The organism is Streptomyces sp. 11-1-2 (genome assembly GCF_003595545.1).
Classification (GTDB): domain Bacteria; phylum Actinomycetota; class Actinomycetes; order Streptomycetales; family Streptomycetaceae; genus Streptomyces; species Streptomyces hygroscopicus_B.
The window spans coordinates 3,114,885-3,138,200 of the sequence record NZ_CP022545.1 but is presented as its reverse complement, the minus strand read 5'-3'; the positions used below and the strand labels follow the sequence as shown (position 1 = coordinate 3,138,200).

Below are 23,316 nucleotides of genomic sequence, written 5' to 3'. Positions count from 1 at the left end.
ATTGCGCAAGCAGCCGCCGTCACCGTCATGCACAAGGGCGACGGCACCCCTCGCACACAGGGGGTGCCGTCGCCCTTCGGCGTCGGAACGCCGGGTTCGGGGCGGGCCGTTCAGGCTTAGTACGGGCCGTTCACGTTGTCCATCGAGCCATACCGGTCGGCCGCGTAGTTGCAGGCGGCGGTGATGTTCGCGACCGGGTCGTAGGCGTCCCAGGGGGTGCCCTCGACGTGGTAGGTCTGGAAGGTCGGGGCTATCACCTGGAGCAGGCCCTTGGAGGGCACGCCGTTCTGGGCGTTGATGTCCCAGTTGTTGATGGCGCGCGGGTTGCCGCCGGACTCCCGGATGATGTTGCGGTGGATGCCCTCGTAGGTGCCGGGGATGCCCTTCTTCTTCATGATGTCGAGGGATTCCCGGATCCAGCCGTCGAGGTTGTCGGGGTAGGTCTTCTTCTCGGCGGCGACCGTCTCGATGCGCGCGGCGGAGCGGCTCGCGGCCTGCTTGACGGCGCGCTCCTTGGCGGCCTTGGCCTCGGCGGCCTTCTTCTGGGCGGCCTCTTCCGCGGCTTTCTTCTTCGCGGCCTCCGCCGCGGCCTTCTTCTCGGCGGCCTCTTGCTTGGCCTGCTTGTCGGCGAGCGCGGACTGCTTGACCAGGACCTCGTGGTGGGCCTGGGCGTCGGCCTTCTGGGACGTGAGGGCGACCGGCTTGTTCGGCAGGTCCTGGGCCGTCGTCTTGGCGTCGGCGTTGCCGCCGGGGACGACTGCGAAGGCTATGGCGGCCGCACCGGCGGCAGCGATACCGGCGGCGGAGTACTTGTGCGTCTTGTTGAGACGGGCGTAACCGGGGATCTTGGGCAGGGGCATGGCGGAGTAGACCTCTTCCAATCGCTTGAGTCGCAGGCCATATCGGCGCGCAGAGCGCCGTTCCTGGATCTACGGCGCCGTGCGACTGGGGGAATTCTTAGCTGCCGCAAAAAGCTGTCGCAAAGGCGTGACATACGATGCTGCTTAGTGGATAAGTAGGCTGCTCATGCCCACGCGAACGGCCGTCATCCCCGCTCAGTCGCCTATGAAACGTCCACTAAGCACGTTCGTAAGTGATTTAGGTCGTGTGTCCGGGCTCACATCGCGGAGCTTCTCATATTGCGCGCTGTGCCCACGCAAATGCTCAGGGTGTTTGTTTTTTCCACCCCTGCAACAGCCCCTTTGGGGGTCCTGTGTGCGCCGTTCGACCTAGGGCTCAGGTCTTATCGGGTGGCCGCCGACCGGCCGATATGCCCACCGGATGGCGGGTCGGTACGGTAATGGCCATGACGAAAGGACGGGGCGGTGGACCCGGGGCCGGGCTCAGCCGGGTGAGCGGTGCGCTGCTCGCCATGAGCCGACATCTGGAAGTCCGTGATGTCCTAAAGACCATCGTTGTGTCCGCCCGTGAGCTGCTCGATGCGGAGTATGCCGCTCTGGGGGTCTCCGATGATCACGGAGGTTTCGCCCAGTTCGTAGTAGATGGGGTGAGTGACGAGCAGTGGAAGGCCATCGGGCCGCTGCCCCGGCAGCACGGCATTCTCGCCGCCATGCTCAAGGACGCCACCCCGCAGCGACTCGCCGATGTGCGACGAGATGTCCGTTTTGAGGGATGGCCATCAGCTCATCCGGAAATGTCGGATTTCTTGGGTCTTCCCATTGCCGACGGCGATGAAGTTCTCGGCGCGGTATTCCTCGCCAACAAACGATGCCCCAAGCCCGAGGGCGGCTGCGGTTTCACCGCCGAGGACGAGGAGCTGCTTTCCATCCTGGCCCAGCACGCCGCCATCGCCCTGACCAACGCCCGGCTCTACGAGCGCAGCCGCGAGCTCACCATCGCCGGGGAGCGGGCCAGGCTCGCCCATGAGCTGCACGACGCGGTCTCCCAGAAGCTCTTCTCGCTGCGGCTGACCGCCCAGGCGGCCACGGCCCTGGTGGACCGCGACCCCGGCCGCGCCAAGGACGAACTCCAGCAGATCGCCCTCCTCGCCGCCGAGGCCACCGACGAGCTGCGCTCCGCCGTCGTGGAGCTGCGCCCCGCCGCCCTCGACGAGGACGGCCTCGTGGCGACCCTGAGGACACAGGTGCAGGTGCTCGACCGGGCCCACTCCGCCCAGGTCACCTTCGCCTGCCACGGCGTGCGGGCGCTGCCCGCCGCCCAGGAGGGGGCGGTGCTGCGGGTGGCCCAGGAGGCCCTGCACAACGCGCTGCGCCACGCAGACGCGCGGCAGGTCGACGTCACCCTCGCCCGGCACGGCCAAGGCGCCCGGCTGCGCGTCGCCGACGACGGCAGGGGATTCGACCCCTCGGCCGTACGGCACGCCGGGCGCCACCTCGGGCTGGTGTCGATGCGGGACCGGGCCGGCGGCGTCGGCGGCGCTCTGACCGTGGAGTCGGCGCCCGGTAAGGGCACCGTGATCGAGATGGAGGTGCCCGGTGGCTGACCCCGGACGGATTCGGGTACTGCTCGTCGACGACCACCAGGTGGTGCTGCGCGGTCTGCGGACCTTTCTCCAGGTCCAGGACGACATCGAGGTGGTCGGCGAGGCGTCGGACGGCGAGGAGGGCGTCGCCCGCGCCGAGGAGCTGCGCCCCGACGTCGTCCTCATGGACGTGAAGATGCCCGGCCTCGACGGCATCGAGGCGCTGCGCACCCTGCGCGACCTCGGCAACCCCGCCCGGGTGCTGATCGTGACCAGCTTCACCGAGAAGCGCACCGTGGTCCCCGCCCTGCGCGCGGGCGCGGCGGGCTATGTCTACAAGGACGTGGACCCCGAGGCGCTCGCCCGCGCCATCCGGTCCGTCCACTCCGGGCATGTGCTGCTCCAGCCCGAGGTGGCCCTGGCGCTGCTCTCCCAGGAGGAGGGCGGCGGTCAGGGGCGCGGCGGCTCACTCACCGAGCGGGAGCGGGAGGTGCTCGCGCTGATCGCGGACGGCCGGTCCAACCGGGAAATCGCCCGTGCACTGGTGCTGTCCGAAAAGACCGTTAAGACTCATGTGTCCAACATTCTTATGAAATTGGATCTCGCCGACCGCACTCAGGCCGCGCTTTGGGCCGTACGGCATGGAATTGGGGCATGAACAGCGTTTCTCCGTGAAATCACACCAACGGGTGGCTATCACTCGAACAGCGCAACTCACCATCAGCCGGACCGTTTTTCACGGCGTACCGCGGCGGACCGCCGCGGTGACGCGCTGATGAATGAAGGGTCTTGCCAAGTGAAGAACATCAAGAGGTTCGCTGCCATCACCATCACGGCCGGCGGACTCGCCGTCGCCGGTGCCGGTGTCGCCACCGCCCAGGGCCCCTGGGCCGACGGTGGGGCCACGATGTCCCCGGGTGTCGTCTCCGGCAACAACATTCAGGCGCCCATCCACGTGCCCGTGAACTTCTGCGGCAACACCGTCTCGGTGATCGGGTCCATGAACCCGGCGCTCGGTACCCCCTGCGGCGGCTGACCGCCCCCGGCGGATACCTGACGCACCACCCGCCGGCCCCGGAGGCAGCCGCCTCCGGGGCCGGCTCCATGACATCCCCAGGAAAGCCAGAGACCGCCAGGGAAGCTCAGAGACCCCCGGGGATGGTCAGACCCCCCGGGATGGTCAGAGTCCGTCCCGGGGAAGGCCAGAGGCCCCCGGGATGCTCAGAGACCCCCGGGATGCTCAGAGCCCGCCCCGCTCCCGCTCCTCCACATACGCGTTGTACGCCGCCACCTGCGCCCGCCGTGAGGTGCGCTCCACCGGCCGCAGTGCCTCGGCTCGCGCTGTGATCTCCGACGCACTCACCGCACCGCCGTGCTCCCGGCCGTCCCCGCCCGCCATATAGGCGATGTTCACCAGCGCACCCACCCGCTGCGCCAGCTCCAGCACCCGGATGGCCCGCGGCGGATAGCCCGGGGCCAGCACCTCGCGCCCCCGCTCGGCGCGCGCCCGATACGCCTCCAGGGCCGCCTCGGCCACCGGGCCCGATCCGGCCACATTCAGCTGTGAGAGCACCTCCGTGGCCTCCCGGAGCGCCTCGGCCAGCTCCCGTTCGGCCTCGCTCAGCGACGGCACATCGGCCGGCGGCGCCTCCCGCACGCTCCGGCACCGCCACACCACCTCGATGTGCTGATCGCCCTCGGGCCCGGCCGCCGACACCTCGGGCACCAGGCCGAGCGCCGCGCCCGTCGCGATCACCGCCTCACCCGCGTCGAGCGCCTGGGCGTTGAACTCCGGCGGACCGCTCAGCCCCAGGGGATGCCCCGCTATGGGCAGCGCCACCCGCAGCCCCTTGGCCCCGAGCGTCCGCAGCCGCCCCAGCGCCAGCGTGAGCCCCACCGGCCCGGACTCCCCCGGAAGCCCGGCCACCCGGTGCGACGAGTCCTCGTCCGCGATGCGATGCGCCGCCTCATCAGGGGAGACAAGTCCGGCGATAAGGGCATTTCCCCAAGCTGCGAGGCGCCCTGAACGTGGTTCATCGAGCATGGCACCAGCCTAAGGACTGGCACCGACAACGTGTGGCGTAGGTTTTCCTCAGGGGGGCTGCGCCCACAGGCGCACGCACGACTCGAGACTGCAATGGGAGACAACGCGCTCATGAGCGAGGTTCTGGAGCTGCTGGACGTATCGGTGGTCCGCGATGGGCGGGCTCTGGTGGACGAAGTCTCCTGGTCGATCAAAGAAGGCGAGCGCTGGGTCATCCTCGGCCCCAACGGTGCCGGTAAGACCACCCTCCTCAACCTCGCCTCGAGTTACCTCTTCCCGAGCGCCGGAAGTGCCCGGATCCTCGGCGAGCAACTCGGCCGCGTCGACGTCTTCGAGCTGCGCCCCCGCGTCGGCATGGCGGGCATCGCCATGGCCGAGAAGCTGCCGCGCAGCCAGACCGTCCTGCAGACCGTCCTCACCGCCGCGTACGGCATGACCGCCCACTGGCAGGAGGACTACGACGCGGTCGACGAGACCCGCGCCCGCGCCTTCCTCGACCGCCTCGGCATGACCGAGTACCTCGGCCGGAAGTTCGGCACCCTCTCCGAGGGCGAGCGCAAGCGCACGCTCATCGCCCGCGCCATGATGACCGACCCCGAGCTGCTGCTCCTCGACGAGCCCGCGGCCGGACTCGACCTCGGCGGCCGCGAGGACCTCGTTCGCCGCCTCGGACGGCTCGCCCGCGACCCGCTCGCCCCGTCGATGATCATGGTGACACATCATGTCGAGGAAATCCCCCCGGCTTCACCCATGTTCTGATGATCCGCCAGGGCAAGGTACTCACCGCGGGCCCGGTCGAGACCGAACTGACCTCCCGTAACCTCTCCCGCTGCTTCGGACTCCCGCTGGTCGTCGAGCGTTACGGTGACCGCTGGACCGCCCAGGGCCTGCCGCTGGCCTGATGTCCGCCCCCTGCGCCCACCGTGCCACCGGCAGGTGATCCGCGCACTGTCCCCGGGGACCGGCGACAACTACCATGACCATGTGGATCCATGGGTGTGGTGGCTGATCGCCGCCGTAGGACTGGGTATCCCGCTCGTACTGACCGCGATGCCCGAATTCGGGATGGTCGCCGTCGGTGCCGTGGCCGGTGCCATCACCGACGCGCTCGGGGGCGGCATCGTGCTCCAGGTCGTCGTCTTCTGTGCCGTCTCGGTCGCGCTGGTCGCGGTCGTACGCCCGATGGCGGTCCGCAGCCGCCGTCAGCAACCCGAGCTGCGCAGCGGCATCGAGGCGCTGAAAGGACGTCAGGCCGTCGTCCTCGCCCGCGTCGACGACAGCGGCGGCGGCCGCATCAAACTCGCGGGCGAAGTGTGGTCCGCGCGCTCGCTCGACCCCGGCCAGGCTTACGAACCCGGGCAGCAGGTCGACGTGGTGGAGATCGACGGTGCGACGGCCGTCGTCATGTAGACGCCGTACCGGGAGTGTCCTACCAAGAGTTGAGGGCGCCCGGGTTGAGCTGCGGAGTCGACCATGGATCTGACAGACTCCACCCTCGGGAACCGCCAGACTTGATCATCCCGACCATCCGAATCACCGCATGAAGGGCACGGGGAGCCGCTGTGGAACCGATCATCATCGTCCTGATCATCCTGGTGGTGCTGGTCTTCATCGCACTGATCAAGACGATCCAGGTCATCCCACAGGCCAGTGCCGCCATCGTGGAGCGCTTCGGGCGCTACACCCGCACCCTCAACGCGGGCCTCAACATCGTCGTCCCGTTCATCGACTCGATCCGTAACCGGGTCGACCTCCGTGAACAGGTCGTGCCCTTCCCCCCGCAGCCGGTGATCACCCAGGACAACCTGGTCGTGAACATCGACACCGTCATCTACTACCAGGTGACCGACGCCCGCGCGGCCACCTACGAAGTCGCCAGCTACATCCAGGCGATCGAGCAGCTCACCGTCACCACCCTGCGGAACATCATCGGTGGCATGGACCTCGAGCGCACCCTGACCTCCCGCGAGGAGATCAACGCGGCGCTGCGCGGCGTCCTCGACGAGGCCACCGGCAAGTGGGGCATCCGCGTCAACCGCGTCGAGCTCAAGGCCATCGAGCCGCCCACCTCCATCCAGGACTCGATGGAGAAGCAGATGCGCGCCGACCGCGACAAGCGCGCCGCGATCCTCCAGGCCGAAGGTGTCCGGCAGTCCGAGATCCTGCGCGCCGAGGGTGAGAAGCAGTCCGCGATCCTGCGGGCCGAGGGTGAGTCCAAGGCCGCCGCGCTGCGCGCCGAGGGCGAGGCCCAGGCGATCCGTACGGTCTTCGAGTCCATCCACGCCGGAGACCCGGACCAGAAGCTGCTCTCGTACCAGTACCTCCAGATGCTGCCGAAGATCGCCGAGGGCGACGCCAACAAGCTCTGGATCGTGCCCAGCGAGATCGGCGACGCACTCAAGGGCCTCGGCGGGGCCATGGGCAACTTCGGCCCGCTGACCGGTGGCGGAAACAGCGGCGGCACCCCCGCCGCCACCGGTAAGGAGCCCGCCCCGCGCCGCGAACAGCCCACGATCGACTGAACGGACGGCAGCGGGGCGGTCCCTCCAGCGCCTGGGGCGGCCCGCCCGCGCTCCCAGCCGGGCCCCTGCGGGACGAACCCGGGGCTAGGCCGGCAGCGCCAGCCACTCCGGCAGAGCGTCTCGCTCCGCCGCCCCCAGGGCCAGCAGCAGCGCATCCGAAGGCGTCGGCTCGAACGGCGCCTTGAGCAGCCGCATCCCCGCCTGCTCCGGAGTCCGGTCCGCCTTACGGTGGTTGTCCTCCGCGCAGGAGGCCACCGTATTCAGCCAGGTGTCCCCGCCCCCGCGCGACCGCGGCACCACATGGTCGACGGTCGTCGCCCGGCGGCCGCAGTACCCGCACCGGTGCTGGTCCCGGACCAGCACCCCGCGCCGCGACCACGGGGCACGTCTTCGGAACGGCACCCGCACATAGCGGCACAGCCGGATCACCCGTGGCAGCGGCAGATCGATGTCCGCGGCCCGCACCCGCAGCCCCGGGTGGGCGTGTTCGACGACGGCCTTGTCCTGGAGGACCAGCACCACGGCGCGCCGCAGCGCCACCGTCGCCAGCGGCTCGAAGCTCGCGTTCAGAACCAGCGTCTCGCGCATCCCGACCACCCCCGCATCCCGGTATCCCGGACCCGCGCCTGGAATGGGCGGGACCGGGATCAACTCTGGCCGGGAGGCTGGCCGAGAACAACGCAATTTCGCGGCGTCAGCCCGCGGCCGGCACCTCGTACTCCCCGATCAACTGGGCCCGCCCCAGCGTGTGGAACCGCAGATTGAAGCCGACCACCGCGGGCGAGGCGTCCGCGTCCGGGCCCAGCTTCTCCGCGTCCACCGCGTAGACGGTGAACACATAGCGGTGCGGACCGTCCCCGGGCGGCGGCGCGGCCCCGCCGAAGTCGCGGGTCCCGTAGTCATTGCGCGCCTGCACGGCGCCGTCGGGCAGGCCCGTGAAACCGCCGCTGCCCGCACCCACCGGAAGCTCGGTGACCGTGGCCGGGATGTCGAACAACACCCAGTGCCAGAAACCGCTGCCGGTCGGCGCGTCCGGGTCGAAGCAGGTGACGGCGAAGCTCTTCGTACCCTCCGGGAATCCCTCCCAGCGCAGCTGCGGAGAGGTGTTCCCCTCCGCCTGCACCTGGGCGGACTTGAGCGTGCCGCCGGATTGCACATCGTCGCTCACCACCGTGAACGACGGCACCGGCGGATGGAAGTCATGGGGGAGCGGCGGCCGGTTCTGCTCGGACACGTCGAGAACCTCCTGAGGTTGCGGTGGATCATCTGCGCGGCCAGCCTAACGAGACCGCCAGACGGCGGGCTGGCACCATGGCGCCCATGACCGGCCCCACCCTCGCCCTCCACCTGCGCCTCGACGGCGTGACGGACAAGGACGGCTTCCTCGACCGCTGCGCCCGGGACCTGCGCTTTCCCGACTGGTACGGGCGCAACTGGGACGCCCTTGCCGACTGCCTCACGGATCTGTCCTGGTGGGCCGAGGGCCGCGAGCCCAGCGGCTGTCTGCTGGACATCCAGGGCTGGCTTGCCTTCCGCGACGCGGACCCCGACGCCGCCGCGATCGCGGCGGACATCCTGGCCGACGCGGAGGCGTACTGGGCGACGCAGGGACGGCCCCTGGTGGTGCGCTACGACGACGGCCCCTGACGCACGACGCACCACACGCCGACACACGGCGCGGGGCGTGCACCGACCTGCCGTCGGTGCACGCCCCGCGCGGAAGTCCGGCCCCGGGGAGAGGGAACCTCAGAACCAGTTGCGCTTGCCGCCGACCTGCGCGAGCCACTGGTTCAGATACGCGGCCCAGTCGGTGTCCTGGAAGGTCGCCAGGTTCATCGTGAACGACCGGTAGGTGTCACTGCCCTCGGTGAACAGCCCCGGCTTCTTGTCCATCTCCAGCACCACGTCCATCTCGCGGTCGTCCGCGACGAAGGACAACTCCACCTGGTTCAGCCCCCGGTACTGCTCCGGGGCGTAGAACTCGATCTCCTGGTAGAAGGGCAGCCGCTGCCGGGTCCCACGGATGTGCCCCTGCTCCAGGTCGGCGCCCTTGAACCGGAAGCCGAGCGAGCCGAAGGCGTCCAGGATCGCCTGCTGGGCGGGGAGCGGATGCACATTGACCGGGTCCAGGTCCCCCGAGTCCACCGCGCGCGCGATCGCCAGCTCCGTGGTCACCCCCACGTTCATACCGGTCAGATGCCGGCCCAGGAACATGGTGATCGGGGTCTCCCACGGGATCTCCAGGCCGAACTGCACCGCGTGCACCGCACCCGGCTGCACCTCGAACGCACCGCCCAGCTGCTGCCGGGTGAACTCCACGTTCTGCTTGTACTCCTGGTCGTCCCGCTCCACCTCGACCCGCGCCTGCAGGCCGACCGAGAGCGCCTCGATCTGCTGCGCGACCGAGCCGCCCTGGATCCGGACCTCGCCCTGCACAATGCCGCCCGGGACGACGTTCTCCTCGGTCAGTACCGTCTCCACCGAAGCGCCACCGGCACCCAGACTCGCGAGCAGCTTCTTGAAGCCCATGTTCTCCCTCTCAAGGACGCGACCGCGTCTTGACCTGATCGCACTCGATCACTGTTGACACCTAGGAACGCGAAACAGCCGTGGACGGTTCCGCAGCTCATACCCTTCCAGCGGACCGGTGCCGCCTCCAACCACCGGTTCATATCTGTTCCACTACGCTCGGGCCGCGTGACAGCAGGACCTGACCGCGAGCCCCTCGACCGTGCCTTCTTCGACCGACCCGTTCTCGAGGTCGCGCCCGACCTCCTGGGCCGCGTCCTGGTGCGGCGCACTCCGGACGGACCGATCGAATTGCGCCTGACCGAGGTCGAGGCGTACGCGGGCCCGGCCGACCCCGGCTCGCATGCCTACCGTGGCCGCACCGAGCGCAACGCCGTGATGTTCGGCCCCCCGGGGCATGCGTATGTCTACTTCACCTACGGCATGTGGCACTGCCTCAACGTGGTCTGCGGACCGGAGGGCCACCCCAGCGGGGTGCTGCTGCGCGCGGGCGAGGTACGGCACGGCCATGAGTGGGCCCATCAGCGCAGGCCGAAGGCGCGTAACGACCATGAGCTGGCCAAGGGCCCGGCCCGGCTGGCCACGGCCCTGGGCGTCGACCGCCGGCTGGACGGCAGTGATCTCTGCGCGGGCGCCGATACCCCGCTCTCCATACTCACCGGCCACCCCGCCCGGCCCGACCAGATCCTCAGCGGCCCGCGCACCGGTGTGGGCGGCGAGGGCGCAACTCACCCCTGGCGCTTCTGGATCGACGGCGAGCCCTCGGTCAGCCCCTACCGGGCGCACACCCCGCGTCGCCGGAATGCGACGCGCCGTCAGGTCGGAACTTGACTCCGCTGGACGGGACGCCTAACGTAGCCCGAGCCGCTTGAGACGGGCAGCGCTGTCGGCACGATCGCAAGGTCGAGTCATAGCAGCCCCGGAGCGGCCAACCACTGAAGACAACTCCCGAACAGGGTCCTATTTCGCTGCGCGAAATTAAGACCCGGGGCTCCGATTAGGAGCTGAGCGGGAAATTGGCTAAAGTAGTGGACACGCCGGAAGGCGCGAAAGACCCCGCTCCAGCAGGGGGCCGGAAACGGAATTCGGACCGGAAACGGAACGGAAAACGGATCTGGTAAGGTTGGAAACACCGAAGGGAAGCGCCCGGAGAGACCGGTGAAACGGTTTCAAAGGAAGCGTCCGTTCCTTGAGAACTCAACAGCGTGCCAAAAGTCAACGCCAGATATGTTGATACCCCGTCCATCTCGGACGAGGTTCCTTTGGAAAAATACACAGCGAGGACGCTGTGAGCGGACTGGATTATTCCTCCGGTCTGCTCCGCTCTCGTGACTGTGTGACCGGGATATCCCGGAAGCATTCACGGAGAGTTTGATCCTGGCTCAGGACGAACGCTGGCGGCGTGCTTAACACATGCAAGTCGAACGATGAACCGGTTTCGGCCGGGGATTAGTGGCGAACGGGTGAGTAACACGTGGGCAATCTGCCCTGCACTCTGGGACAAGCCCTGGAAACGGGGTCTAATACCGGATATGACACGCTCCCGCATGGGATGCGTGTGGAAAGCTCCGGCGGTGCAGGATGAGCCCGCGGCCTATCAGCTTGTTGGTGGGGTGATGGCCTACCAAGGCGACGACGGGTAGCCGGCCTGAGAGGGCGACCGGCCACACTGGGACTGAGACACGGCCCAGACTCCTACGGGAGGCAGCAGTGGGGAATATTGCACAATGGGCGAAAGCCTGATGCAGCGACGCCGCGTGAGGGATGACGGCCTTCGGGTTGTAAACCTCTTTCAGCAGGGAAGAAGCGAGAGTGACGGTACCTGCAGAAGAAGCGCCGGCTAACTACGTGCCAGCAGCCGCGGTAATACGTAGGGCGCAAGCGTTGTCCGGAATTATTGGGCGTAAAGAGCTCGTAGGCGGCTTGTCGCGTCGGATGTGAAAGCCCGGAGCTTAACTCCGGGTCTGCATTCGATACGGGCAGGCTAGAGTTCGGTAGGGGAGATCGGAATTCCTGGTGTAGCGGTGAAATGCGCAGATATCAGGAGGAACACCGGTGGCGAAGGCGGATCTCTGGGCCGACACTGACGCTGAGGAGCGAAAGCGTGGGGAGCGAACAGGATTAGATACCCTGGTAGTCCACGCCGTAAACGTTGGGAACTAGGTGTGGGCGACATTCCACGTTGTCCGCGCCGCAGCTAACGCATTAAGTTCCCCGCCTGGGGAGTACGGCCGCAAGGCTAAAACTCAAAGGAATTGACGGGGGCCCGCACAAGCGGCGGAGCATGTGGCTTAATTCGACGCAACGCGAAGAACCTTACCAAGGCTTGACATACACCGGAAACCTCTGGAGACAGGGGCCCCCTTGTGGTCGGTGTACAGGTGGTGCATGGCTGTCGTCAGCTCGTGTCGTGAGATGTTGGGTTAAGTCCCGCAACGAGCGCAACCCTTGTTCTGTGTTGCCAGCATGCCTTTCGGGGTGATGGGGACTCACAGGAGACTGCCGGGGTCAACTCGGAGGAAGGTGGGGACGACGTCAAGTCATCATGCCCCTTATGTCTTGGGCTGCACACGTGCTACAATGGCCGGTACAATGAGCTGCGAAGCCGTGAGGTGGAGCGAATCTCAAAAAGCCGGTCTCAGTTCGGATTGGGGTCTGCAACTCGACCCCATGAAGTCGGAGTCGCTAGTAATCGCAGATCAGCATTGCTGCGGTGAATACGTTCCCGGGCCTTGTACACACCGCCCGTCACGTCACGAAAGTCGGTAACACCCGAAGCCGGTGGCCCAACCCTTGTGGGGGGAGCCGTCGAAGGTGGGACTGGCGATTGGGACGAAGTCGTAACAAGGTAGCCGTACCGGAAGGTGCGGCTGGATCACCTCCTTTCTAAGGAGCACATAGCCGACTGCGAGCGCATGTCTCGCACGGTTTGCTCATGGGTGGAACGTTGACTATTCGGCATCGTCTGGATGCTCTTCTCTGTTAGTACTGCTTCGGCGTGGAACACAGAGCGAGCAGAAAAATGATGCCGGGCACGCTGTTGGGTGTCTGAGGGAATGAACCCTCGACAGGCCGGAGTCCATGCAGGTAGTGGATGACTGGTCGTTGCTTGAGAACTGCACAGTGGACGCGAGCATCTGTGGCCAAGTTTTTAAGGGCGCACGGTGGATGCCTTGGCACCAGGAACCGATGAAGGACGTGGGAGGCCGCGATAGGCCCCGGGGAGCTGTCAACCGAGCTTTGATCCGGGGGTGTCCGAATGGGGAAACCCGGCAGTCGTCATGGGCTGTCACCCATACCTGAACACATAGGGTATGTGGAGGGAACGCGGGGAAGTGAAACATCTCAGTACCCGCAGGAAGAGAAAACAACCGTGATTCCGGGAGTAGTGGCGAGCGAAACTGGATGAGGCTAAACCGTATGTGTGTGATACCCGGCAGGGGTTGCGCATACGGGGTTGTGGGAGTGCTCTTGATCGGTCTGCCGGCCGGTCGGTGAGTCAGAAATTGTTGATGTAGGCGAAGGGCATGCGAAAGGCCCGGCGTAGAGGGTAAGACCCCCGTAGCTGAAACGTCAGCAACTTGCTTGAGTATTTCCCAAGTAGCACGGGGCCCGAGAAATCCTGTGTGAATCTGGCGGGACCACCCGCTAAGCCTAAATATTCCCTGGTGACCGATAGCGGATAGTACCGTGAGGGAATGGTGAAAAGTACCGCGGGAGCGGAGTGAAATAGTACCTGAAACCGTGTGCCTACAAGCCGTGGGAGCGTCGCGCAGGGATTCGTCTCTGCGTCGTGACTGCGTGCCTTTTGAAGAATGAGCCTGCGAGTTTGCGGTGTGTTGCGAGGTTAACCCGTGTGGGGAAGCCGTAGCGAAAGCGAGTCCGAATAGGGCGGTTTAGTAGCGCGCTCAAGACCCGAAGCGGAGTGATCTAGCCATGGGCAGGTTGAAGCGGAGGTAAGACTTCGTGGAGGACCGAACCCACCAGGGTTGAAAACCTGGGGGATGACCTGTGGTTAGGGGTGAAAGGCCAATCAAACTCCGTGATAGCTGGTTCTCCCCGAAATGCATTTAGGTGCAGCGTCGTGTGTTTCTTGCCGGAGGTAGAGCACTGGATAGGCGATGGGCCCTACCGGGTTACTGACCTTAGCCAAACTCCGAATGCCGGTAAGTGAGAGCGCGGCAGTGAGACTGTGGGGGATAAGCTCCATGGTCGAGAGGGAAACAGCCCAGAGCATCGACTAAGGCCCCTAAGCGTACGCTAAGTGGGAAAGGATGTGGAGTCGCAGAGACAACCAGGAGGTTGGCTTAGAAGCAGCCATCCTTGAAAGAGTGCGTAATAGCTCACTGGTCAAGTGATTCCGCGCCGACAATGTAGCGGGGCTCAAGCGTACCGCCGAAGTCGTGTCATTGCAGCATGTGGTCTAACGATCGCTGTGATGGGTAGGGGAGCGTCGTGTGCCGGGTGAAGCAGCCGTGTAAGCGAGTTGTGGATGGTTCACGAGTGAGAATGCAGGCATGAGTAGCGATACACACGTGGGAAACGTGTGCGCCGATTGACTAAGGGTTCCTGGGTCAAGCTGATCTGCCCAGGGTAAGTCGGGACCTAAGGCGAGGCCGACAGGCGTAGTCGATGGACAACCGGTTGATATTCCGGTACCCGCTTTGAAGCGCCAACGTCGAACCAGGCGATGCTAAGTCCGTGAAGCCGCCCTGATCTCTTCGGAGTTGAGGGGAGTGGTGGAGCCGACGGTCCAGACCTGTAGTAGGTGAGTGATGGGGTGACGCAGGAAGGTAGTCCAGCCCGGGCGGTGGTTGTCCCGGGGTAAGGGTGTAGCCCGAGGAGTAGGTAAATCCGTTCCTCATTGAAGGGTGAGACCTGATGCCGAGCCGATTGTGGTGAAGTGGATGATCCTATGCTGTCGAGAAAAGCCTCTAGCGAGTTTCATGGCGGCCCGTACCCTAAACCGACTCAGGTGGTCAGGTAGAGAATACCGAGGCGTTCGGGTGAACTATGGTTAAGGAACTCGGCAAAATGCCCCCGTAACTTCGGGAGAAGGGGGGCCATTGCTGGTGATGGGATTTTCTCCTTGAGCTGGTGGTGGCCGCAGAGACCAGCGAGAAGCGACTGTTTACTAAAAACACAGGTCCGTGCGAAGCCGTAAGGCGATGTATACGGACTGACGCCTGCCCGGTGCTGGAACGTTAAGGGGACCGGTTAGTCACATTTCGGTGTGGCGAAGCTGAGAACTTAAGCGCCAGTAAACGGCGGTGGTAACTATAACCATCCTAAGGTAGCGAAATTCCTTGTCGGGTAAGTTCCGACCTGCACGAATGGCGTAACGACTTCTCGACTGTCTCAACCATAGGCCCGGTGAAATTGCACTACGAGTAAAGATGCTCGTTTCGCGCAGCAGGACGGAAAGACCCCGGGACCTTTACTATAGCTTGATATTGGTGTTCGGTTCGGCTTGTGTAGGATAGGTGGGAGACTGTGAAGCCGCAACGCCAGTTGTGGTGGAGTCATTGTTGAAATACCACTCTGGTCGTGCTGGATGTCTAACCTGGGTCCGTGATCCGGATCAGGGACAGTGTCTGGTGGGTAGTTTAACTGGGGCGGTTGCCTCCTAAAGGGTAACGGAGGCGCCCAAAGGTTCCCTCAGCCTGGTTGGCAATCAGGTGTTGAGTGTAAGTGCACAAGGGAGCTTGACTGTGAGACCGACGGGTCGAGCAGGGACGAAAGTCGGGACTAGTGATCCGGCGGTGGCTTGTGGAAGCGCCGTCGCTCAACGGATAAAAGGTACCCCGGGGATAACAGGCTGATCTTCCCCAAGAGTCCATATCGACGGGATGGTTTGGCACCTCGATGTCGGCTCGTCGCATCCTGGGGCTGGAGTCGGTCCCAAGGGTTGGGCTGTTCGCCCATTAAAGCGGTACGCGAGCTGGGTTTAGAACGTCGTGAGACAGTTCGGTCCCTATCCGCTGTGCGCGTAGGAGTCTTGAGAAGGGCTGTCCCTAGTACGAGAGGACCGGGACGGACGAACCTCTGGTGTGCCAGTTGTCCTGCCAAGGGCATGGCTGGTTGGCTACGTTCGGGAGGGATAACCGCTGAAAGCATCTAAGCGGGAAGCCTGCTTCGAGATGAGGACTCCCACCCACTTGATGGGTTAAGGCTCCCAGTAGACGACTGGGTTGATAGGCCAGATATGGAAGCCGGGTAACTGGTGGAGTTGACTGGTACTAATAGGCCGAGGGCTTGTCCTCAGATGCTCGCGTCCACTGTGTGGTTCCCGGGTTGCGAACAGTCGCACCGGTGAATCAGTTCCACTTGACTTAATTGAAGAGTGTGCTTGTTCGCTAGAACCCGATAGGGTTTCGGTGGTCATTGCGTTAGGGAAACGCCCGGTTACATTTCGAACCCGGAAGCTAAGCCTTTCAGCGCCGATGGTACTGCAGGGGGGACCCTGTGGGAGAGTAGGACGCCGCCGAACAATCTTTGAAGGACCCTTGGTCCCAGCGTGCATGCTGGGACCAAGGGTCCTTTTTGTTTTTCTGGGCCCGCATCGGTGTGACTGGTGCGGGAGAATGGCTGCAGTACATGAAGACAGGAGTCACGCCGATGTCCACCAACTCTCCCGACGACCGGTCGGGCCGCGAGCCGCGTCGCCGGGACGCCGGCGACCGGCGGGACGTCCGCGGCTCGGGACCGCGCCGCGATGGCGATCGTGGTGGTTTCCGGCGTGATGACCGCCGTGACGACCGTCGTGACGAGCGGCCGCGTGGGCCGCGCCGCGAGGATGACCGTGGTGGGTTCCGCCGCGATGACCGCCGGGACGATCGCAGGGATGATCGCCGGGACGACCGGCCGCGTGGGCCGCGTCGGGACGACGACCGCGGAGCCCGCCCGGGCGGCTTTGGGCGCCGCGACGACCGGGGTGGGGGCGGCCGTCCCACCGGCCGCTATGAGCGTCGGGACGATCGGCGTGATGACCGTCGTGACGAGCGGCCGGGCGGGCCGCGCCGGGACGACGACCGCGGCGGGTTCCGCCGTGACGAGCGGCGTGATGAACGGCCGCGTGGGCCGCGCCGCGATGACGATCGTGGTGGTTTCCGTCAGGGCGGTCCCCGCCGGGACCGTGACGATCGGCCGGGCTTCCGCCGGGACGACGACCGCGGTGGCTACCGGCGTGATGACCGCCGTGACGACCGTCGTGACGAGCGGCCGGGCGGGCCGCGCCGGGACGACGACCGCGGCGGGTTCCGCCGTGATGACCGCCGGGATGAGCGGCCGGGCGGGCCGCGCCGCGATGACGACCGTGGTGGTTTCCGGCGTGATGACCGGGACCGCGGCGGCCGGGGCGGCGGCCACGAGCGCCGGGACGACCGGCCTTCGTACCGACGTGAGGATGACCGCGGCGGGTTCCGCCGGGACGATCGTCGGGACGAGCGGCCTTCGTACCGGCGTGACGACGACCGCGGTGGGTTCCGTGGTGGAGACCGTCGTGCGGACGATCGTGGTGGGTTCCGGCGTGATGACCGCCGTGACGACCGTCGTGACGAGCGGCCGGGCGGGCCGCGCCGGGACGACGACCGCGGCGGGTTCCGCCGGGACGACCGCCGTGACGAGCGGCCGCGTGGGCCGCGCCGCGACGACCGGGACGGGGGCTCCCGGGGTGGCCGGGACGACCGTGGGCCGCGTCGTCCGTACGGTCAGGGCGGGGGTCGCGACGACCGTCGCTCCGGCGGCGGTGGTTTCAACCGCCGTGACGACCGCGCCGGGGGCTACGGACGCCGTGACGACCGTTCGGGAGGCTACGGGCGCCGCGATGACCGCGGCAGGGACCGCGACCGCGAGCCGATCAAGCGGCTGCCGATCCCCGAGGACGTCACAGGCGAGGAGATCGACAAGGGTGTGCGGCAGGAGCTGATGAGCCTGCCGAAGACTCTCGCCGAGGACGTCGCCAGGAACCTCGTCATGGTCGCCAAGTTGCTGGACGACGATCCCGAGCAGGCGTACCAGTACGCGCGCGTCGCCCTGCGGCTCGCCTCCCGGGTGGCCGCCGTGCGCGAGGCCGCGGGCTTCGCCTCGTACGCCGTCGGGAAGTACTCCGAGGCGCTCGCGGAGTTCCGCGCCGCGCGCCGGATGACCGGCAACTCCGACCTGTGGCCGGTGATGGCCGACTGCGAGCGTGGCATGGGCCGTCCCGAGCGGGCGCTGGCCATGGCCGGTGAGCCGGAGGTGCAGAAGCTGGACCGGGCCGGTCAGGTCGAGATGCGGATGGTGGCCGCCGGTGCCCGGCGGGACATGGGCCAGGCCGACGCCGCCGTGGTCACCCTGCAGAGCCCGGAGTTGGCCTCGCATTCCATCCAGCCGTGGACCGCCCGGCTGCGCTATGCGTACGCCGACGCGCTGCTGGCGGTCGGCCGCGAGGACGAGGCCCGCGAGTGGTTCGCCAAGGCGCTCGAGGCGGATCAGGGCGGGACCACGGACGCGTCGGATCGGCTCGCCGAGCTGGACGGGGTTGAGTTCGTGGACGCCCTCGACCCCGAGCAGGAGGCGGACGACGCCCTCAAGCCGGTCGCGGAGCCCAAGGTCGAAGAGGCCGAGGCTGACGCGGAACCCGAGGCTGACGCGGAACCCGAGGCCGTCGAGCCCGCGGTCGAGGAGCTCCAGTCCGACGAGGAGCCCGAGGACGCCGAGGACGAGGGCCAGGACGACGACGCCGAAGACTCGGCCGAGGACGTCGAGCCGACGGCGGAGGCGATGTCCGAGGACCAGGCCGGGCTGCCCGAGAAGGACGGCGACGACAGCTGATGTCATGAGTGGGGCGGGATCCCGGTTCGGGGTTCCGCCCCACTCGTATGTCCGCTCGCGTCTCCGCCCGCACGTCCGCGGTCGAAGGGCTCAGCCCAGCGTCAGGCTCCGCAGCACCAGCCCCGTCGCCGGCTTCGGCCCGAAGGACGTCGACTTGTGCGGCATCGCGATGCCCTGCCGCGCCAGCTCGTGCACGATGTCCTCGCCCACCGCATGCATCAGCACCGCCGTACCGCCCAGCCGCTCCGCCTGCTCGACGGCCGCCGCCGGGTCGTGGATGTAGCCGATGTGCTCGGGTGTGTCCGGGACGTGCCACAGATGGTCCAGCAGGGTGTGGTGGAGCACTGTCGCGTCCAGGGTCCGCCATGCCTCCGGTCGTCCCTCGGGGACGGTACGGGCCAGCAGTTCCGGATCCGGCCGGTCCAGGAGGTGGAAGCGGCCGTCCCCGGCCAGCAGGAAGGTGTTCGGCGCGCCGGGCTCGGCGCGGGCCGCCTCGGCCGCCTCGGCGAGTGTCTCCAGGGCGCGCGGGAGCGGGCCGTCGATCGTCCGTACCCGGAAGGCATGCGCCGCCGCCGTGAGCGCGTCGTCCGGTGACAGTTGGCGGAGCAGCCGGTGGATGGCCCGGACGCGGAGGGGATAGCGGGCGGTGTCGACGAGCAGGACGAGCCCGAAGTCCCAGGGGCCGGGCTCCCGGCGCTCCTCGCGCAGCCGAAGATAGGTGGCCCAGCGGTGGTGGCCGTCGGCGATGAGGGCCTGGTGGTGGCGGAGGTCGGCGGAGACCGCCACCAGGTCGGCGGGATCCGTGACCCGCCACAGATGGTGGTCGACGCCGTCCTCGGTGGTCGTGGAGAGCAACGGCTCGCGCTGGATGGCGCTTTCGATGACTCGCGCGGCCCCTCCGGTGCCCGGCCCGGCGGCTCCGTTCCCCGAAGTCCCCTTGCCGTTGCCGTTGCCGCGGTAGGCGAGGAGCAGCGGCTCCAGATGGGCGGCCGTGGCGCGCATCAGATCGGCTCGGTCCTCGACGACATGCGGCATGACCTCCTCGTGGGGGAGGACGATGCCCTCCTCACGGGGGCTCAGCCGCAGTGCGCCGATCAGCCCGCGCTGGAGGGTGGGGCCGTCGCGCTGTTCGTAGACGTAGAGCGCGGGTTCGGGGTCCGGGGCGAGTACGCCGTCCGCCTGCCAGCGGCGCAGCGTATCGGCGGCCTGGCGGTGGCGGGCCTCCGGGGAGTCGGCCTGCGGCAGGATCAGCCGGACGATGTTGTAGGGGTCCGCCGTCTCGAGTTGGCGCAGGCCCTCGGGCCGTACGACCACGTCGTAGGGCGGTGAGGTGACAGCGGCGAGACTGCCGACCCGCTCCGCGACATAGCGCAGCCCCCGGAAAGGGGTGAGCTGCAGACCTTGTCCGCCAGGCCCTGGAATGCTCATCAGTGAATGTTATGCCCCGTGCGGCGATACGCGATGATCGGGGGAGAAGCGCACAGATCAGCGAGGAGTTCCCGCCATGAACCAGCCCGTCCGCACCCGGCCCGAGCCCAGCCGGCAGTCGCTGAACGAGGCGTACGACACGGCCCTGCTGGACCTCGACGGGGTGGTGTACGCGGGCGGCGAGGCGATTGACCATGCCGTGGAGTCGCTGGTCACCGCGCGGGACGCCGGGATGCGGCTGGCGTATGTGACCAATAACGCGCTGCGGACGCCGGAGGCGGTGGCCGAGCATCTGACGCGGCTCGGGATGCCCGCCGCTCCCGACGATGTGATCACCTCCGCGCAGGCGGTCGCCCGGCTGATCTCCGAGCAGTTGCCCAACGGGGCGCGGGTGCTGGTGATCGGCGGGGAGGGGCTGCGGGTGGCGCTGCGCGAGCGCGGGCTGACCCCGGTGGACTCGGCGGACGACGACCCGGCGGCGGTGGCGCAGGGGTACGGGGGGCCGGACATGCCGTGGGCGCGGCTGGTGGAGGCGGGGTACGCGGTGGCGCGCGGGGTGCCGTGGTTCGCCTCCAACCTGGATCTGACGATTCCCAGCGGGCGGGGCATCGCCCCGGGCAACGGCGCGGCGGTGGAGGTCGTGCGCATCGTCACGGGCAAGACCCCGCAGGCCGCGGGGAAGCCGCTGCCGCCGATGCACCGGGAGACGATTCTGCGGACCGGCGCCGAGCGGCCGCTGGTGGTCGGGGACCGGCTGGACACCGATATCGAGGGCGCGTACGCGGGCGGGGTGGACTCGCTGCTGGTGCTGACCGGGGTGACCACGCCCGCACAGTTGCTGGCCGCCGAGCCCGGGCACCGGCCGGCGTATGTGGACCGCGACCTGCGGGGGCTGCTCACCCCGCAGCCGGAGGTGGCGCACGACGAGGCGTCCGGCGGTTTCCGGTGCGGGGGTTGGACGGCGCGGGTCGCCCAGCGCGAGCTGGTGCTGGAGGGCGAGGGCAAGGAGCCGCTGGACGGTCTGCGGGCACTGTGCGCGGCGGCGTGGTCCGAGGCGGGGGACGGTGTGAGCGAGGCGGATGCGGGGAAGGCGCTGGCACGGCTGGGGTGGTGAGCCGGGCTCGCGCTCCGGGGAACCCGTACGCATGCGACCAGTAAGACTTAGGACTTAGGGTAACCTAACCTGAGTCCTGATCGGCCGTGCTGTGAGGTGGAGTTCCGCGTGACCCTGGTCAGTCCGGCGAAAGCCGGGACCGAGACAGCGAGCGCGCCGCCCCGGCGGCGCACCGCGCGCCGTGCGACCGGGTTGGTCGCCTCCCTGGGCGTGCTGCTGGCGATCGCCGCGGCGTCCATCGCGTTCGGCGCCAAGCCGATTCCGCTGGACCAGGTGTGGCACGGGCTGTTCCACTACACCGGCAGCGACACCGATGTGGTGATCCGGGACGTACGGCTGCCGCGCACCATCCTCGGGCTGCTCGTCGGGGTCGGCCTCGGCCTCGCGGGCGCGGTCATCCAGGCCCTCACCCGCAACCCGCTCGCCGACCCCGGGCTGCTGGGGCTGAACGCGGGCGCGTCCGCCGCCGTCGTCTCGGCCATCAGCTTCCTCGGCGTCACCTCCCTGACCGGCTATGTGTGGTTCGCGTTCCTCGGCACCGCCGTCGTCTCCGTGCTGGTGTACGCGCTCGGGGGCAGCAGGAGCGCCACCCCGGTGCGGCTCGCGCTCGCCGGTACGGCGGTGTACGCGGCGCTCTACGGCTACATCAACGCCGTTCAGCTGCTGGACAGCGCGGCGCTCGACAAGATGCGCTTCTGGACGGTCGGTTCGCTCGCCTCCGCCAATATGACCGTGGTCCAGCAGGTGACCCCGTTCCTCCTGATCGGCGCGGTGCTCGCGCTCGCGCTCGGCCGTTCGCTCAACGCCGTGGCGCTCGGCGACGACACGGCGCGCGCGCTCGGCACCAACCTCAACCGCACCCGGGCGCTCTCGATGGCCGCCGTCACCCTGCTGTGCGGGGCCGCGACCGCCGCCTGCGGGCCGATCGCGTTCGTCGGGCTGATCGTGCCGCATCTGGTCCGCGCGATCACCGGGCCCGACATGCGCTGGATCCTGCCGTACGCCGCCGTGCTCTCGCCCGTTCTCCTGCTGGGCTCCGATGTGCTGGGGCGGCTGGTCACCCGGCCCGCCGAACTGCAGGTCGGCATCGTCACCACGTTCATCGGCGGGCCCCTGTTCATCTACCTCGTACGCCGCCGAAGGATGGCCCAACTGTGAACGCGAGCAAGCGCATCAGCAAGCGCGGGACGCGCGGGGTCACGCTGCGCACCGCCGGCCTCTCGCTGCGCCTGGAGGTCCGCGGCGCGGTCGTGGGGCTGCTGCTGCTCGTCGTGGCGCTGGCGATGAGCGTGGTCCTGATCGGCACCGGCGACTTCCCCCTCGCCCCCGCCGATGTCCTGCGCACCCTGGCCGGAAACGGCACGGTGGCCCAGGACTTCATCGTCAACGAACTGCGGCTGCCGCGAGTCCTGGCGGGGCTGCTGGTCGGCGCGGCCCTCGGGGTGGCCGGGGCGATCTTCCAGTCCATCTCCCGCAACCCGCTGGGCAGTCCGGACGTGATCGGCCTCGGCCAGGGCTCTGCGGCCGGGGCGCTCACCGTGATCGTCCTCCTCCAGGGCGATCCGACCGAGGTCGCCATCGGCGCGCTCGGCGGCGGCCTGCTGACCGGGTTCGCGGTCTACACCCTGGCGTGGCGGCGCGGCGTGCACGGATACCGGCTGGTGCTGGTGGGCATCGGCACGTCCGCGATGCTCACCGCCGTCAACGGCTACCTGCTCACCAGGGCCGACCTCCCGGACGCGACCCGCGCGGTGGTGTGGATCGCCGGATCGCTCAACGGGCGGGACTGGGCCCAGGTGTGGCCGCTGGCGTGCGTCTGCGCGGTGCTCCTGCCCGTGGTCCTCGGGCAGGCGCGGAACCTGCGGATGCTGGAGATGGGCGACGACAGCGCGTACGCCCTCGGGGTGCGGGTCGAGCGGACCCGGCTGGTGCTCATGTTCACGGCCGTCGTGTTCACCGCCGCCGCCACGGCCGCCGCCGGGCCTGTCGCCTTCGTGGCGCTCGTCGCCCCGCAACTCGCCCGCAGGCTCACCCGCTCGTCCGGGCCCAACCTGCTCCCCGCGGCCTGGATGGGCGCCGCCCTGCTGGTCACCGCCGACTGGGCGGCCCAGCGGGCCTTCGGCGCCGACCAGCTTCCGGTCGGGGTGCTGACGGGGATGCTGGGCGGGGCCTATCTGCTGTGGCTGCTGGTGACTGAGCGCAGGGCGGGGCGGATATAGGGCGGGGCGGGTATGAGGGCTTGGATGGACGCGATGCTGGGGCTCGGTATGACGCTGGGGCGGATATGACGACTGTGGGCTCGACCCGGACGGAAGGCGACATGGACAAGGACACCCGGCAGACCGTGGCCGACGGCGGCAGCGGGAGTGACGGCGGTAGCGACAGCGGGCGCGGTAGCGGGAGCGGCAGCGCACAGGGGCGG

The 23,316-nt window shown here is 67.8% G+C and carries 17 protein-coding genes, 3 rRNA genes and 2 pseudogenes; 16 read left to right on the top strand and 6 right to left on the bottom strand.

Annotated elements, in window-relative coordinates; all coding sequences use genetic code 11:
* Positions 1-116: 116 nt before the first annotated feature.
* Entirely contained in the window at positions 117-860 is a 744-nt protein-coding gene (locus CGL27_RS13155) for a transglycosylase SLT domain-containing protein (protein WP_119986769.1), read from the bottom strand.
* 446 nt (positions 861-1,306) lie between these two features.
* Between CGL27_RS13155 and CGL27_RS13150 the strand changes: the two genes are divergently transcribed.
* The 3 genes from CGL27_RS13150 to CGL27_RS13140 all read left to right on the top strand — a co-directional run bounded on the left by CGL27_RS13150 (position 1,307) and on the right by CGL27_RS13140 (position 3,479).
* Positions 1,307-2,464, top strand: coding sequence for a GAF domain-containing sensor histidine kinase (locus tag CGL27_RS13150; RefSeq protein ID WP_119986767.1), 1,158 nt, complete (start codon positions 1,307-1,309; stop codon positions 2,462-2,464).
* Complete coding sequence (locus tag CGL27_RS13145; RefSeq protein WP_119986765.1) at positions 2,457-3,101, top strand: response regulator transcription factor; 645 nt, start codon at positions 2,457-2,459, stop codon at positions 3,099-3,101. The genes CGL27_RS13150 and CGL27_RS13145 overlap by 8 nt, the downstream gene beginning before the upstream one ends.
* Positions 3,102-3,239: 138 nt before the next feature.
* Positions 3,240-3,479: a chaplin gene (locus CGL27_RS13140; RefSeq protein WP_014059737.1), complete on the top strand. Its 240-nt coding sequence runs from the start codon at positions 3,240-3,242 to the stop codon at positions 3,477-3,479.
* 204 nt (positions 3,480-3,683) lie between these two features.
* On the opposite strand, the gene CGL27_RS13135 is transcribed toward CGL27_RS13140, so the two are convergent.
* Positions 3,684-4,487 (bottom strand): hypothetical protein, encoded by an 804-nt coding sequence (locus CGL27_RS13135; protein WP_119986763.1) that lies wholly within the window; start codon positions 4,485-4,487, stop codon positions 3,684-3,686.
* 111 nt (positions 4,488-4,598) lie between these two features.
* On the opposite strand from CGL27_RS13135, the pseudogene CGL27_RS13130 reads away from it, so the two are divergent.
* The 3 genes and pseudogenes from CGL27_RS13130 to CGL27_RS13120 all read left to right on the top strand — a co-directional run bounded on the left by CGL27_RS13130 (position 4,599) and on the right by CGL27_RS13120 (position 7,009).
* Positions 4,599-5,389 (top strand): annotated as a pseudogene (locus CGL27_RS13130) (ABC transporter ATP-binding protein).
* A gap of 82 nt (positions 5,390-5,471) precedes the next feature.
* Positions 5,472-5,897: an NfeD family protein gene (locus CGL27_RS13125; RefSeq protein ID WP_059147122.1), complete on the top strand. Its 426-nt coding sequence runs from the start codon at positions 5,472-5,474 to the stop codon at positions 5,895-5,897.
* Between the two features lie 152 nt (positions 5,898-6,049).
* The gene (locus CGL27_RS13120) at positions 6,050-7,009 is read left to right on the top strand and encodes an SPFH domain-containing protein (RefSeq protein ID WP_119986761.1); all 960 of its coding nucleotides are present in this window, start codon (positions 6,050-6,052) and stop codon (positions 7,007-7,009) included.
* Between the two features lie 84 nt (positions 7,010-7,093).
* Here CGL27_RS13120 and CGL27_RS13115 read toward each other — a convergent pair whose 3' ends face one another.
* Both CGL27_RS13115 and CGL27_RS13110 read right to left on the bottom strand, forming a co-directional pair.
* Positions 7,094-7,597, bottom strand: a complete 504-nt coding sequence (locus CGL27_RS13115) for an HNH endonuclease (RefSeq protein ID WP_078647326.1) — start codon at positions 7,595-7,597, stop codon at positions 7,094-7,096.
* A gap of 106 nt (positions 7,598-7,703) precedes the next feature.
* Positions 7,704-8,243 carry a YbhB/YbcL family Raf kinase inhibitor-like protein gene (locus CGL27_RS13110; protein WP_078640701.1) on the bottom strand — a complete coding sequence of 180 codons (540 nt, stop codon included), beginning with the start codon at positions 8,241-8,243 and terminating at the stop codon, positions 7,704-7,706.
* 86 nt (positions 8,244-8,329) lie between these two features.
* On the opposite strand from CGL27_RS13110, the gene CGL27_RS13105 reads away from it, so the two are divergent.
* Positions 8,330-8,656, top strand: a complete 327-nt coding sequence (locus CGL27_RS13105; protein ID WP_237298815.1) for a barstar family protein — start codon at positions 8,330-8,332, stop codon at positions 8,654-8,656.
* 99 nt (positions 8,657-8,755) lie between these two features.
* Here CGL27_RS13105 and CGL27_RS13100 read toward each other — a convergent pair whose 3' ends face one another.
* Positions 8,756-9,538: a sporulation protein gene (locus CGL27_RS13100; RefSeq protein WP_014059729.1), complete on the bottom strand. Its 783-nt coding sequence runs from the start codon at positions 9,536-9,538 to the stop codon at positions 8,756-8,758.
* 168 nt (positions 9,539-9,706) lie between these two features.
* On the opposite strand from CGL27_RS13100, the gene CGL27_RS13095 reads away from it, so the two are divergent.
* The 6 genes and pseudogenes from CGL27_RS13095 to CGL27_RS13065 all read left to right on the top strand — a co-directional run bounded on the left by CGL27_RS13095 (position 9,707) and on the right by CGL27_RS13065 (position 18,352).
* Positions 9,707-10,369: a DNA-3-methyladenine glycosylase gene (locus CGL27_RS13095; protein ID WP_119986759.1), complete on the top strand. Its 663-nt coding sequence runs from the start codon at positions 9,707-9,709 to the stop codon at positions 10,367-10,369.
* A gap of 528 nt (positions 10,370-10,897) precedes the next feature.
* A 16S ribosomal RNA gene (locus tag CGL27_RS13085) occupies positions 10,898-12,424 on the top strand.
* A gap of 255 nt (positions 12,425-12,679) precedes the next feature.
* A 23S ribosomal RNA gene (locus CGL27_RS13080) occupies positions 12,680-15,801 on the top strand.
* Positions 15,802-15,911: 110 nt separating this feature from the next.
* Positions 15,912-16,028: ribosomal RNA gene (rrf, locus tag CGL27_RS13075) — 5S ribosomal RNA — on the top strand.
* The 16S, 23S and 5S rRNA genes sit together here, the layout of an rRNA operon.
* Before the next feature lie 221 nt (positions 16,029-16,249).
* Positions 16,250-17,377, top strand: a pseudogene (locus CGL27_RS53470) (hypothetical protein); the annotation flags it as partial.
* Positions 17,378-17,449: 72 nt separating this feature from the next.
* Positions 17,450-18,352, top strand: a complete 903-nt coding sequence (locus CGL27_RS13065; protein ID WP_119994373.1) for a tetratricopeptide repeat protein — start codon at positions 17,450-17,452, stop codon at positions 18,350-18,352.
* A gap of 90 nt (positions 18,353-18,442) precedes the next feature.
* Here CGL27_RS13065 and CGL27_RS13060 read toward each other — a convergent pair whose 3' ends face one another.
* A complete protein-coding gene (locus tag CGL27_RS13060; protein WP_119986755.1) occupies positions 18,443-19,780 on the bottom strand; it encodes a DUF1015 domain-containing protein in 1,338 nt (445 codons plus the stop codon).
* 76 nt (positions 19,781-19,856) lie between these two features.
* Between CGL27_RS13060 and CGL27_RS13055 the strand changes: the two genes are divergently transcribed.
* The 3 genes from CGL27_RS13055 to CGL27_RS13045 all read left to right on the top strand — a co-directional run bounded on the left by CGL27_RS13055 (position 19,857) and on the right by CGL27_RS13045 (position 23,113).
* Positions 19,857-20,894: an HAD hydrolase-like protein gene (locus CGL27_RS13055; RefSeq protein ID WP_119986753.1), complete on the top strand. Its 1,038-nt coding sequence runs from the start codon at positions 19,857-19,859 to the stop codon at positions 20,892-20,894.
* Between the two features lie 108 nt (positions 20,895-21,002).
* Positions 21,003-22,052, top strand: coding sequence for an iron chelate uptake ABC transporter family permease subunit (locus tag CGL27_RS13050; RefSeq protein WP_119986751.1), 1,050 nt, complete (start codon positions 21,003-21,005; stop codon positions 22,050-22,052).
* Complete coding sequence (locus CGL27_RS13045; protein WP_078640696.1) at positions 22,049-23,113, top strand: iron chelate uptake ABC transporter family permease subunit; 1,065 nt, start codon at positions 22,049-22,051, stop codon at positions 23,111-23,113. The genes CGL27_RS13050 and CGL27_RS13045 overlap by 4 nt, the downstream gene beginning before the upstream one ends.
* The last annotated feature ends 203 nt before the right edge of the window (positions 23,114-23,316 follow it).

Excerpts from the sequence above, each read along its gene's own strand:
- CGL27_RS13155 (WP_119986769.1), bottom strand. The coding sequence starts at position 860 with ATGCCCCTGCCCAAGATCCCCGGTTACGCCCGTCTCAACAAGACGCAC.
- CGL27_RS13150 (WP_119986767.1), top strand. The coding sequence starts at position 1,307 with ATGACGAAAGGACGGGGCGGTGGACCCGGGGCCGGGCTCAGCCGGGTG.
- CGL27_RS13135 (WP_119986763.1), bottom strand. The coding sequence starts at position 4,487 with ATGCTCGATGAACCACGTTCAGGGCGCCTCGCAGCTTGGGGAAATGCC.
- CGL27_RS13115 (WP_078647326.1), bottom strand. The coding sequence starts at position 7,597 with ATGCGCGAGACGCTGGTTCTGAACGCGAGCTTCGAGCCGCTGGCGACG.
- CGL27_RS13105 (WP_237298815.1), top strand. The coding sequence starts at position 8,330 with ATGACCGGCCCCACCCTCGCCCTCCACCTGCGCCTCGACGGCGTGACG.
- CGL27_RS13100 (WP_014059729.1), bottom strand. The coding sequence starts at position 9,538 with ATGGGCTTCAAGAAGCTGCTCGCGAGTCTGGGTGCCGGTGGCGCTTCG.
- CGL27_RS13060 (WP_119986755.1), bottom strand. The coding sequence starts at position 19,780 with ATGAGCATTCCAGGGCCTGGCGGACAAGGTCTGCAGCTCACCCCTTTC.
- CGL27_RS13055 (WP_119986753.1), top strand. The coding sequence starts at position 19,857 with ATGAACCAGCCCGTCCGCACCCGGCCCGAGCCCAGCCGGCAGTCGCTG.